Origin of the sequence: Psychroserpens sp., assembly GCF_045105015.1 — a bacterium.
In the GTDB taxonomy this organism is placed as follows: Bacteria; Bacteroidota; Bacteroidia; order Flavobacteriales; family Flavobacteriaceae; genus Psychroserpens.
Genome location: NZ_JBGCCX010000142.1, coordinates 1 through 10,137, shown reverse-complemented (window position 1 = coordinate 10,137; position 10,137 = coordinate 1). Strand labels below are relative to the sequence as shown.

General features: G+C 31.0%; 14 protein-coding genes. 4 read left to right on the top strand and 10 right to left on the bottom strand.

Annotated features, from left to right (window positions below; genetic code table 11):
* Positions 1-884 (bottom strand): class 1 fructose-bisphosphatase (gene fbp, locus AB8B90_RS11025; protein ID WP_405336824.1); only part of this gene is annotated, 884 nt, incomplete at its 3' end.
* Between the two features lie 121 nt (positions 885-1,005).
* On the opposite strand from fbp, the gene AB8B90_RS11020 reads away from it, so the two are divergent.
* Genes AB8B90_RS11020 through AB8B90_RS11005 form a run of 4 tightly spaced genes read left to right on the top strand, consistent with a single transcriptional unit; the run spans position 1,006 to position 5,608 of the window.
* Positions 1,006-1,485 carry a GNAT family N-acetyltransferase gene (locus tag AB8B90_RS11020; protein WP_405336822.1) on the top strand — a complete coding sequence of 160 codons (480 nt, stop codon included), beginning with the start codon at positions 1,006-1,008 and terminating at the stop codon, positions 1,483-1,485.
* 1 nt (position 1,486) lies between these two features.
* Complete coding sequence (locus tag AB8B90_RS11015; RefSeq protein ID WP_405336820.1) at positions 1,487-2,737, top strand: aspartate kinase; 1,251 nt, start codon at positions 1,487-1,489, stop codon at positions 2,735-2,737.
* A gap of 20 nt (positions 2,738-2,757) precedes the next feature.
* Positions 2,758-4,596, top strand: coding sequence for a GNAT family N-acyltransferase (locus tag AB8B90_RS11010; protein ID WP_405336818.1), 1,839 nt, complete (start codon positions 2,758-2,760; stop codon positions 4,594-4,596).
* Positions 4,583-5,608: a carboxypeptidase-like regulatory domain-containing protein gene (locus tag AB8B90_RS11005; protein WP_405336816.1), complete on the top strand. Its 1,026-nt coding sequence runs from the start codon at positions 4,583-4,585 to the stop codon at positions 5,606-5,608. The genes AB8B90_RS11010 and AB8B90_RS11005 overlap by 14 nt, the downstream gene beginning before the upstream one ends.
* 3 nt (positions 5,609-5,611) lie before the next feature.
* Here AB8B90_RS11005 and AB8B90_RS11000 read toward each other — a convergent pair whose 3' ends face one another.
* From AB8B90_RS11000 to AB8B90_RS10960, 9 genes are all read right to left on the bottom strand, one after another.
* Positions 5,612-6,223, bottom strand: coding sequence for a low molecular weight phosphatase family protein (locus AB8B90_RS11000; RefSeq protein ID WP_405336814.1), 612 nt, complete (start codon positions 6,221-6,223; stop codon positions 5,612-5,614).
* A gap of 17 nt (positions 6,224-6,240) precedes the next feature.
* A complete protein-coding gene (locus AB8B90_RS10995; protein ID WP_405336812.1) occupies positions 6,241-6,813 on the bottom strand; it encodes a hypothetical protein in 573 nt (190 codons plus the stop codon).
* 18 nt (positions 6,814-6,831) lie between these two features.
* Complete coding sequence (locus tag AB8B90_RS10990) at positions 6,832-7,323, bottom strand: DUF6428 family protein (protein ID WP_405336810.1); 492 nt, start codon at positions 7,321-7,323, stop codon at positions 6,832-6,834.
* Between the two features lie 29 nt (positions 7,324-7,352).
* The gene (locus tag AB8B90_RS10985) at positions 7,353-7,676 is read right to left on the bottom strand and encodes an ArsR/SmtB family transcription factor (RefSeq protein WP_405336808.1); all 324 of its coding nucleotides are present in this window, start codon (positions 7,674-7,676) and stop codon (positions 7,353-7,355) included.
* 111 nt (positions 7,677-7,787) lie between these two features.
* On the bottom strand, positions 7,788-8,243 hold the full coding sequence (locus AB8B90_RS10980; RefSeq protein WP_405336806.1) for an NINE protein: 456 nt from the start codon (positions 8,241-8,243) through the stop codon (positions 7,788-7,790).
* 79 nt (positions 8,244-8,322) lie between these two features.
* Positions 8,323-8,709: a VOC family protein gene (locus AB8B90_RS10975; RefSeq protein ID WP_405336804.1), complete on the bottom strand. Its 387-nt coding sequence runs from the start codon at positions 8,707-8,709 to the stop codon at positions 8,323-8,325.
* Between the two features lies 1 nt (position 8,710).
* The gene (locus tag AB8B90_RS10970; RefSeq protein ID WP_405336802.1) at positions 8,711-9,169 is read right to left on the bottom strand and encodes a DUF1801 domain-containing protein; all 459 of its coding nucleotides are present in this window, start codon (positions 9,167-9,169) and stop codon (positions 8,711-8,713) included.
* 206 nt (positions 9,170-9,375) lie between these two features.
* Positions 9,376-9,747, bottom strand: coding sequence for a VOC family protein (locus AB8B90_RS10965; protein ID WP_405336800.1), 372 nt, complete (start codon positions 9,745-9,747; stop codon positions 9,376-9,378).
* Between the two features lie 34 nt (positions 9,748-9,781).
* Positions 9,782-10,137: NAD(P)-dependent oxidoreductase (locus AB8B90_RS10960; protein WP_405336798.1), on the bottom strand; the 356-nt coding region annotated here is incomplete at its 5' end.

Genomic DNA, 10,137 nt, shown 5'->3' with positions numbered 1-10,137 from the left:
GCTTTACCATTAGCTTGTTCTGCTAAAAAAGCCATAGGATTACATTCGTAAAGTAAGCGTAATTTACCATTTGAATTGAGAGAACTTTTTGGATACATGTAAATACCACCTTTTATCATGTTTCTGTGAAAATCAGACACTAAAGATCCAATATATCTACTTTTATAAGGTCTGTTACCTTCTTCTTCTTGGCAGTATTTAATATAATTTTTAATGCCTTGAGGAAAGTGAGTATAGTTCCCTTCATTTACAGAATAAATTTGTCCATCTTCAGGGAATTCCATATCCGGATGCGATAAATAAAACGATCCTATTGCTGGATTTAAAGTAAATCCGTTAACACCATCACCAGTTGTATATACTAACATGGTTGATGTTCCGTATACAACATAACCAGCAGCAACTTGTTGATTGCCTTTTTGAAGAAAATCCTCAATAGTTACAGGAGTTCCAACAGGAGTAACACGTCTATAAATAGAAAAAATAGTTCCAACAGATACATTAACATCAATATTAGAAGAACCATCTAGCGGATCAATTAAAACCACATATTTATTTTGATGATTTTCATCTTGGCTGTTTATCGAGATAAAATCATCTTCTTCCTCACTCGCAATACCACAAACTATATTACGCTTAGTCATGGTTTGAATAAACTTATCATTAGCATAAACATCCAGTTTTTGCTGATCTTCACCTTGAATATTGGTGTCTCCAGCTGTGCCTATTATATCTACTAAACCTGCTTTATTTACTTCATGATTAACGACTTTAGCCGCCAATCGGATTGAATTTATAAGTCTAGATAATTCACCTGAAGTGTATTTAAATGACGATTGGTTTTCGATGATAAATTCACCAAGCGTTTGATTTTTTTGAGACATTTATTCTGAATGATTAGTTTTTACAAATATCGTATTTTTTAGTAAACTACAACGTTTTCGTGGTGCTTTTAATGTTTTATTAAACTTAACTTTTAAACTATCTTTACTGAAATTAATTATCATGAATTTTAGCATTAGAGATGCGGTTAAAAATGATATGCCAAGAATTCTTGATTTGATTACTGAATTAGCAATTTTTGAAAAAGAACCTGATGCTGTTAAAATCACTTCCGACGACTTAAAAGTTTTTGGTTTTGGAGAGCATCCACAATTTCATTGTTTTGTTGCTGAAGTAGATGGTCAAATTGAAGGGATGGCTTTAGTCTATAAACGTTTTTCAACATGGACTGGACTCGTTTTACATCTCGAAGATTTAATTGTAAGTCAAGCAAAAAGAGGATGTGGTTTAGGAACTGCTCTTTTGGATAGTGTTGTTACATATGCTAAAGCAATAGGTGTCAAACGTGTGAGTTGGGAAGTTTTAGATTGGAATGCGCCTGCAATTTCATTTTATGAAAAAAAAGGAGCAAATATTATGAGAGAATGGAATGTTGTTCAGTTAAACGAGGAAGGAATTAAAAATTATTTATCTAAACTATAGTATGCAAGTATTCAAATTTGGTGGTGCTTCGGTTAAAGATGCTAGTGGTGTTAAAAATCTGGCTTCAGTCTTAAAGCAAGTTGGTTTTGAAAACACTTTAGTTGTGGTTTCTGCAATGGGGAAAACAACCAATGCTATTGAATTGGTTATTAAAAATTATTTTGAAAACAAAGGCGAACTTCAAAGCTCAATTCAAGAGGTTAAAAAATATCATAATGAAATTTTATTAGACCTTTTCGAAACTACTCAGCATTCAATATTTAAAAAAATAGCATCTGTTTTTGATGAATTAGACCATTTTTTGAATCGTAATAAATCACCAGATTATAATTTTGTTTACGATCAAACTATAGGTTTTGGAGAGTTAATTTCAACAGCTATTATTAGTGAATACTTAAATACTGTTGGTATTCAAAACAATTGGTTGGATGTTAGAAATTGTATTAAAACAGACAGTTACTACAGACGTGCTAATGTAAATTGGGAAGAAACTCAAAAGGCTATAAAGAGCAATTTTGATAGGAATAGATTACAAATTACTCAAGGGTTTTTAGGTAGTGATGCACATAATTTTACAACTACATTAGGTCGTGAAGGAAGTGATTATACAGCAGCCATTTTTGCGTATTGCCTAAATGCCGAAAGGGTTACTATTTGGAAAGATGTACCTGGTGTTCTTAATGCAGATCCTCGTTATTTTGAAAATTCACAATTATTAAATAGCATTTCATATAAAGAAGCTATTGAGTTGGCGTTTTATGGAGCTTCAGTGATTCATCCTAAAACACTACAGCCTTTGCAACAAAAAGAAATACCATTAGTAGTAAAATCGTTTTTAAATCCAAAAGATGCAGGCACTAAAGTTAGTAAAGGTATTGGGATTGAACCTAACATACCTTGTTACATCGTAAAGAAGAATCAAGTTTTAGTGTCCTTATCATCTTTAGATTTTAGTTATATCGTTGAAGAAAATATAAGTGAGATTTTTAAGTTATTACATTATTATAAAATGAAAGTTGATGTCATACAGAATTCTGCAATTAGTTTTTCAGTGTGTTTTGAAAACACATATGGTAATCTTGAGAAATTGCTTCAGCATTTAAAAGCAAAATTTAAAGTAACATGTCACGAAAATGTGAGTCTTTATACTGTAAGACATTATAATGAACAAGCAATTACATCTGTAGAAAAAGATAAAACCTTGTTATTAAAACAATTAACACAAGAAACAATTCAAATCGTAACTAAATAACATTTAGTACATTTACACTCATGAGTAAACCAGCAGAAATAGGATTAGTTACTGCAAAAGAAGTCGCCAAAGCTATCAATGTAGATAAGTATGGTTTTATAGGCACTTTTGTTGGCTGGTTATTAATGAAAGTGCTCAAAATATCAACACTTAATAAAATATATAAACGTAATAAACACTTAAGTGATGGTGCATTTTTAGATGCTATTTTAGACGATTTTCAAATTAAATTTGAAATCCCTGAAGAAGACCTAAAACGATTACCAAAAGATGGTGCTTATATCACTGTGTCTAATCATCCGTTAGGAGGAATTGACGGTATTTTGTTATTAAAGTTGATGATTGAACAGCGTAAAGATTTTAAAATTATTGCTAATTTCTTATTACATAGAATTGAACCATTAAAACCTTACATCATGCCTGTGAATCCTTTTGAAGACAGAAAGGATGTGAAGTCGAGCATTGCAGGTTTTAAAAATGCAATTCTTCATTTACGTGATGGACACCCCTTAGGGATTTTCCCTGCTGGAGAAGTATCAACTTATAGAGATGGTAAACTTGTTGTTGATAAGCCTTGGGAAGAAGCTGCTATGAAATTGATTCAAAAGGCAGAAGTGCCTGTTGTGCCAATTTATTTCCATGCTAAGAATAGTAAATTGTTTTATAAACTTTCAAAAATTAGTGACACTTTCAGAACAGCAAAACTTCCCTCTGAATTGTTAACTCAAAAACATAGAATTATTAAGGTAAGAATTGGTCGTCCGATTTCGGTAAACGATCAAAAAGAGCATGAAAGTCTTGCAAGTTTTTCAGAGTTTTTAAGACGCAAAACCTATATTTTATCTAACGCTTTTGAAGACAAGCCTAAAATATTAGATAACTTATCTAATACTTTAAAAACACCAGCTAAATCTCCAAAACGAATTGTAGGATCAGTAAGTCAAGATGTAATGATTTCAGAAGTTGAAGTACTTCGTAAAAACGATTGTAGATTGCTTCAAAGTAAAAATTATGAAGTCTATTTAAGTAGTGCAAAACAGATTCCGAATATTTTAAGAGAAATTGGGAGACTACGTGAAATCACCTTTAGGGCTATTGGTGAAGGCACAAATGAAGCTATTGATCTTGATGGTTTTGACACCTATTACCATCATATGTTTTTATGGGATACCGATGCTAATCGTTTAGCTGGGGCTTATCGAATGGGATTAGGCTCAAAGATTTTTGCTAAATATGGTATTGATGGGTTTTACCTTCAAGATTTGTTTCGTTTTGAGCCTGAGTTGTATAAAATGATGAGTCAGTCTATTGAAATGGGACGCGCGTTCATCATTAAAGAATATCAACAAAAACCAATGCCTTTATTTTTACTATGGAAAGGAATTGTGCATACGACGTTACGTTATCCAGAACATAAATACCTTATTGGAGGCGTAAGTATAAGTAATCAGTTTTCTAATTTTTCTAAATCGTTGATGATAGAATTTATGAAATCACATTACTACGATCCTTATGTTGCCCAATATGTACATCCTAAAAAAGAGTTTAAGGTAAAATTAAAAGATGCTGATAAGGATTTTGTTTTTGATGAAACAGAAGCCGATTTAAATAAATTTGATAAAATTATTGATGAGGTAGAACCAGGAGCTTTGCGTTTACCCGTTCTTTTGAAGAAATATATCAAACAAAATGCAAGATTAGTTGCATTTAATGTTGATCCGTTATTCAATAATTCTGTTGATGGATTAATGTACATCAAAATCGCTGATTTACCTGAAAGTACTGTAAAACCTGTAATGGAAGAATTCCAAGCAGAGTTGGAACGTAAATTTTCAACTGGTAATAATGAAGACCGTTAAAACCTATATTCCTTTCCTTTTTATTTTAAACTCAATAATTGTTTGCGGTCAAAGTATAAAAGGTATTGTACTAGATGCTAATACTAATGAACCTATTGAAAGCGCATCAATATATTTTGATAACACATCTATCGGGACTTCTACTAACGATAAAGGAATCTTCGAAATTGAACAAAAAGAAGGGGTCACCTCTGCTTTAGTAATTTCTTTTTTGGGATACGAAAGAGTATTATTAGAAACTTATAATTCTAAAGAGTATTATAAAATATTATTAATAGAATCGATTGATTCACTTGATGAGGTTGTAATTTCAACTAATGATGGAATGCCTCGAGCAATTAAATTAGAGCAGTTTCGACAGCAGTTTTTAGGCTTTTCAGAATTATCAGAATCGTGTACTATTTTAAATGAAGACGATCTTATTTTACGATATAACAAAATTAGCAAGGAACTTAGTGCTTCAGCAAAAACACCAATTATAATAAGAAATGAAAGTTTAAAGTATATCGTTCATTTTGAGATTCGATCTTTTTCAATACAATATTCATATATAAACATTCAAGAGAACCGTTTTCATGTTAATCAAGTAGGATATACTGGAACTACGTTTTATGAATCTTTTGCTAATAAGAAGGATAAATCAACTTTAGAAAAAAGAGAGAATGCATACCAAGGTTCAATTTTACATTTTATGAGAGCTTTGTCAAAAGATAGAATTGAAGATGAAGATTTTGAAATTTATAGTAGTGGATTTAAAGTTAAACCGAGTAATTACATTTTTCTTAGATCTGTTACAGATAAACCTGATTATATAAATGTAAGATTGCTAAAACCGCTGAATATATTATATAAAAGAAAACGACAATCCTCAATGATGTCAAGAGTTGGAGACTTTATTATTGATCCTTACGGTAATTTTTCACCATTAGCTATTCTGTTTGGAGGTGATATGGGAGATCAACGTGTTGGTGATTTACTGCCATTTGATTACATTTTACCAGCACAGGAATAAACCTTAGTTTAAACTAGAAAACACATATTTCATTTCAGTAGCTATTTGTAAACTTCTGTTTTTGTAGGTTTCCGTTTGATGTGGTGTTCCATCAGATTGTTTTGGGTCTTCGTAAGTAATTGCGATTCGTTTGTCACACCCAAAAACCATAGGACATCCTTCGTCTGCAGAAGAACAAGTCATTATTGCAGCAAATTTTGAAGAGGGATTAAATTCATCACCATATTGTTTTGAAAACGCTATAATTGCAGGTTCATTTTCTGAATATTTTATGCTATAAATTGGATTTTTACCTTCAGATAATTTTACAACTTTAAAACCTTGATTAATTATGGTTTCTCCAACTTTTGGAAACATAGCTGTTGCCTCAGTTCCTCCAGAATAAGTTGAAACTTTATCTATTTTGTAATAAGCAGCCAAAGTTTGAGCCCAAATTTGTGATATATGACTTCTGCGTGAATTATGAGTGCAAATAAAGTTTAATCTGATAGCTTCATTAGTTTTGTTTTTTTCCTTCAGATAATTAATTAGAGGCTTAAGAGTTTGTTTTCTTTCAGTCGGTATAGTGTTGATATCTAAAGACTGTATTACATCAGAAATAGGTTTTAATAACATTTACGTTGTTTTTAAAATTAGCAGCATTTAATTTTCAAACGATTATAGTTCCACAAGGATCTTCCTTTAGGGTGTATTAAAATTAAATGAATTAAAGCTAATACAATGCTACCAGGAATGATATTTACTGCAATAATCTGTAGAATGTCTTTTGCAAAGCTAATTGGTAAGCTAGTTGTTAAGCCTAAAACACCATCATTAATAGTTAATCGCGCTCCAATAATAAGAACAATTGCAGCAAAATGAAAACTGTTAGAAAACAAATGAATTATATATTCCCATTTAGGTAAGCCATTCATGAATTGCCGACTATCGTCTTCTGCATAAGCATCAAGTCCAAGTGTAAAAAGATCAATAATCACCAAGCTTAGTCCAATATAAAAACTTAATGAATTTTCTGTGTCAATAAATAAAAACCAAATAGTTAAAGGAAACAAAATAGCCCTAATAGTATGTGTTTTATGTTCAAAGGCACTTTCTTTTTTATTAAACAGTTCGTATTTCCATATATGAAGGTAAAACCCATCATAGGTTGCTAACAGCATAAATAAAATTAGGAAGGCAGATGATAAATAAAATAGTATTTCCATGATTTTAATAAGTTCAAATTAGCAACATCCACCATCTGGAGTACAACTAGATTCTTGATTTTCTGCAACCATAGTCTTAGGAACACCACACAATTCCTCAGCTTTACAAGCTGTTTTTTCTACGGCTAACTTAAATATTAAATTATTATCCTGTATCACGAAATCATTCACAAAAAGTTGGGCTGTATGAAATGTTGTATTGCTGTATTCAAATTTTAATTCCGAAGCCATATCATAGGCCTTCATTTGACCAACTTTGTTTAAAATTCCTAAAGCTTTTAAAACCGACATGTGTTTTGTTTTAAAAACTTCTGTCGGACTTTCCCATAGTTGTACAATAGTTTCATTCCATTGATCAGACTGACTTCCGCAATCAACAGAATCAACGGATATATGCTTTACTTCTGTGATGTGATAATTTGCACTGACAAAATTATTAGGTGTATATTCAAATTGAAGTGTTTTGTCTTGATGAGTTTCTAGGATATTGAAAAAATCTTGAGTTTTCATATGTATTGTTTTTACGATGTTATTATTTATTAGCAACAATTAGATTTAGTTTTATTAAAAAAAGCGGATAGTAGTGTTTGTAATTCTTCAAATCGTTCTTTATTCAGACAGTAGGATTTTTTTTTGCCTTCAAAGGTTCCTTTTAATAACCCTTCACTTGCAATAACTTTTAAATGCTGAGAAATCGTTGCTTGGGATAGGCCAATTTCATCAACTAAATCGTTACAAATGCAACCGTCTTGTTCACTAATATATTTTACTATTGCAACACGTGCAGGATGTGCAAACACTTTAGAAAAACTTGCGATGTCATTAATATGATTTGTATAAATAAACCGTTTGGTAACTCCCATGATACTAAGATTATAATACAAAGATACAAACATTATCGTAATATTGCAATATTACGATAATGAAAATAAATAAAAGACCAGAAAACGAATCTTCTGGTCTTTAAATTTTATTTAGAACCAAGGTTTTTTACCTACTTGATATGTGTTATAAAACTCTTCATCAGATTTAGTTAAATATATAATTCCTTCAACTAGTCCGATAATACTAACTACTAGAGTTCCAATTCCACAAGTAACAAAATAAAGTACAATAGATGACACTAACATAATAGCACCTTCTTTGCTGTAGCCTAATACAAATTTGTGAACACCAGCCCAACCTAAAAGAATTCCTAAAATTCCAGCTAAAACTTTTTTATTGTCACCTGTAGCACTACTAAAGGCTTCTTTTGCGCTATCTGCAAATTCGGAAGCTGTTTCTTTTGCATCTTCTGCAAAGTCGCTCGCTTTTTCTTTCGCTTCTCCAGCAAATTCACTCGCTTTATCGGCTGCTTTTTTTGCACCTTCTTTAGCGTCTCCTAACATGTCGTTAAGATCATCACCTAAATTTTTGTTATCATCAGACATAGAATTATGGTTTTTAAATGGTTAAGTTATAAAATTAATAAAATTGTTCAAGATATTAGTCTTTAATCGAAAGCAATTGTTACAAAAACGCTTTATCTATAGGCTCCCATAATTCAATTTTATTGCCTTCATTGTCAAGGATCCAGCCGAATTTACCGTACTCATATTCTTCTATGTCTCCAACAACGGTTACGCCTTCGTCTTTTAATACTTTAATTAATTCATGTAAATTTTCAACACGATAATTAAACATAAATTCCTTTTTTGAAGGTTCGTAGTATTTAGTGTCTTCTGGAAACGGACTCCATTGTGTTGAACAATCGTTCCCTTCTTTATCTTTCCACCAAAACGTACAACCGTAATCATCTGTATTAAAACCTAGATGTTTTTTGTACCAATCTTTTGATGCTTTTGGATCTTCACTTTTAAAAAATAAACCTCCAATTCCTGTGACTCTGTTCTTCATTTTATTTTTTATTTAAAGCCGTTTCATAGATGTCAATCCATTCTTCAACAGACATCTTTCCTAAAAGTTGTTCAATTAAATCATATGGAATATCGTCTATTTTTTTAAAGCGAACACAACTTTTCCCCATGTCTAATTTGTACTTACAATGTTTAGGATATTCTGAAACAAACCAGTCGTATAGCTCTTTTTTAGCATACATCCCAGAATGATAGAGCGCTATAAAATTTTTCTGTGACGCTAAATTAATAAACGGCAAAGGAGGAAAAGGTTTGCAATGATATCCTGCTGGGTAAATAGATTTTGGAATATAATAGGCTAACATACCATAGCTCATGCCAGCTTCTAAGCCTTTCGGCATATGCTTTATAATAAGGTTATTAAGTTTTGTTATAGCCGCTATCCTTTCTTCTGGTAATTGACTAATATATTCTTCAGGAGTTGTTGCTTTTGATGTCATAATGATTGCGTTATTTACGTTGTAAAATTATTGCTGAAATTAAAGATATGATAAATTCGATAATCATTACGGTTGCAAACATAATAAATGTTGTGATTGCTTAACTAGACCTTATTTTTATTGAGGTTTATAGTTTTTATACTGTAAAGATTGCTACTTAGATTTCTACCACATAATACTTTTTTGTATTCTAAGTTAGAAATCAATTACACATGTTGATCAATCAAAATAGTATTGCCATCAGGATCAAAAAAAACGATACTTGCAGGCCCAGAAACACTGTTATCTATTTCTTTTTCTAGTTTTACTGCATTCGATTTCAAATGTTTTTGAATATCTCTCACATCATCGTAAGATTCTAAAGTTTCAGCATTTTGATTCCAACCAGGATTAAAAGTTAAAATATTGTTTTCAAACATGCCTTGAAAAAGTCCGATTATTGAGTCTCCATTTTTCATTATTAAATAGTTACGTTCAATGTCGCCAGCAAAAATTGAAAAGCCTAATGTTTCATAAAATGTTTTTGAAATATGAATGTCCTTTACATTCAAACTCACTGAAAATGCTCCTAATGTCATACAGATATTTTTAAAATTTATTTACGAACTAAATTTAGCAAAATTCTGATTTAATTTTATCGACAATAGTTTGTGCTAATTTTACTTTACTTTCTTTAGTCCATCCAGCAACATGAGGCGATAAAATTACATTTTGAGCTTTAATAAGATATTGAAATGCTTCTGGTATTTCTGAAGCAAATAAATTTTCGAAAGATGATTTTTCATATTCAAGCACATCTAAACCTGCTCCAAGAATTTTATCAGTTTTTAGAGCCTCAACTAAGTCTTTAGTAATGACACTTTTTCCTCGTGCAGTATTAATGAGCCAAAAAGGGTTTTTAAAAGCATTAATAAAATCTGAATTAACCATATTAATAGTTAAAGGTGTTTCTGGTGTGTGTAAACTTA

What these genes read in the sequence shown, in the direction of transcription:
- AB8B90_RS10965 (WP_405336800.1), bottom strand. Translation starts at nt 9,747, where the DNA reads ATGACATTAGGAGCATTTTCAGTGAGTTTGAATGTAAAGGACATTCAT.
- AB8B90_RS10975 (WP_405336804.1), bottom strand. Translation starts at nt 8,709, where the DNA reads ATGAAGAACAGAGTCACAGGAATTGGAGGTTTATTTTTTAAAAGTGAA.
- AB8B90_RS10980 (WP_405336806.1), bottom strand. Translation starts at nt 8,243, where the DNA reads ATGTCTGATGATAACAAAAATTTAGGTGATGATCTTAACGACATGTTA.
- AB8B90_RS10990 (WP_405336810.1), bottom strand. Translation starts at nt 7,323, where the DNA reads ATGAAAACTCAAGATTTTTTCAATATCCTAGAAACTCATCAAGACAAA.
- AB8B90_RS11000 (WP_405336814.1), bottom strand. Translation starts at nt 6,223, where the DNA reads ATGTTATTAAAACCTATTTCTGATGTAATACAGTCTTTAGATATCAAC.
- AB8B90_RS10995 (WP_405336812.1), bottom strand. Translation starts at nt 6,813, where the DNA reads ATGGAAATACTATTTTATTTATCATCTGCCTTCCTAATTTTATTTATG.
- AB8B90_RS10970 (WP_405336802.1), bottom strand. Translation starts at nt 9,169, where the DNA reads ATGACATCAAAAGCAACAACTCCTGAAGAATATATTAGTCAATTACCA.
- AB8B90_RS11015 (WP_405336820.1), top strand. Translation starts at nt 1,487, where the DNA reads ATGCAAGTATTCAAATTTGGTGGTGCTTCGGTTAAAGATGCTAGTGGT.
- AB8B90_RS11005 (WP_405336816.1), top strand. Translation starts at nt 4,583, where the DNA reads ATGAAGACCGTTAAAACCTATATTCCTTTCCTTTTTATTTTAAACTCA.
- AB8B90_RS11020 (WP_405336822.1), top strand. Translation starts at nt 1,006, where the DNA reads ATGAATTTTAGCATTAGAGATGCGGTTAAAAATGATATGCCAAGAATT.
- AB8B90_RS10985 (WP_405336808.1), bottom strand. Translation starts at nt 7,676, where the DNA reads ATGGGAGTTACCAAACGGTTTATTTATACAAATCATATTAATGACATC.
- AB8B90_RS11010 (WP_405336818.1), top strand. Translation starts at nt 2,758, where the DNA reads ATGAGTAAACCAGCAGAAATAGGATTAGTTACTGCAAAAGAAGTCGCC.